This is a genomic window from Chromobacterium sp. W521, from assembly GCF_052805975.1.
Genome location: NZ_JBRBAF010000043.1, coordinates 1 through 920 on the forward strand (window position 1 = coordinate 1; position 920 = coordinate 920).

Below are 920 nucleotides of genomic sequence, written 5' to 3' on the forward strand. Positions count from 1 at the left end.
GCGCATGTCCGCTCTCCTTTTCGGTGTCCAAGGCTTGGGCGCGTCATCAGCTTTTCACCTGCATGCCCAGCTTTTTCAGATCCACGCCGGTGTCCGAGTAGGACGCGCCGGTATAGGAATAGCTGACCCCGGTGGTTGAGCAACTGGAGCCTGTACTGGACAGGCTGGAGCCGGTGCTGCTGACCGAGGAGCCGGTGGTGGATATGCTGGAACCGGTGACGCCGGTGGCCGAACCGGTGGCCGAAACAGAGCAGCCGGTCACGCTGACGGAAGCACCGGTGGTGGACACAGAGCAACCGGTCACGCTGGCGGAGGAACCAGTGGTGGACATCGAGCAGCCAGTCACGCTGGTGGACGAGCCGGTGGTGGACATCGAGGTGCCGGTGATGCTGGTGGACGAGCCCGTGTCCGACATCGAAGTGCCGGTCACGCTCTTGGAGGTGCCGGTGACCGAGCAGCTATTGCCGGTCACGCTAGTAGAGGTGCCGGTATAGGACGAAGACACGCCGGTCATGCTTTGCGACATGCCGGTGGCCGACACGCTGGTGCCCGTCATCGAGGTGGACACGCCGGTCATGCTCTGAGAGGTGCCCGTCACCGAGGTGCTGGTGCCGGTCAGGCTGGTGGACACACCGGTAAAGCTGGTTGATACACCGGTGAACCCCGTCGAGATTCCAGTGAAGCTGTTGGACACGCCGATAAAACTGGTGTCCACCCCGGTGAAACCGGTGGAAACGCCGGTAAAGCTGGTCGACACCCCGGTAAAGCTGGTGGACAGGCCGGTAAAGCTGGTCGATACCCCGGTAAAGCTGGCCGACAGGCCGGTGAAGGACACCGACACCCCCGTGAAACTGATCGAGGCGCCGGTAACCGAGGTCGTGGTTCCTTTCACATCGATGTTCTTGTCCTGGCCCACTGCC

The 920-nt window shown here is 62.5% G+C and carries 1 protein-coding gene; it reads right to left on the reverse strand.

Annotated elements, in window-relative coordinates; translation table 11 throughout:
- Window positions 1-46: 46 nt before the first annotated feature.
- Window positions 47-920: hypothetical protein (locus ACUXV1_RS23210; RefSeq protein ID WP_446016770.1), on the reverse strand; the 874-nt coding region annotated here is incomplete at its 5' end.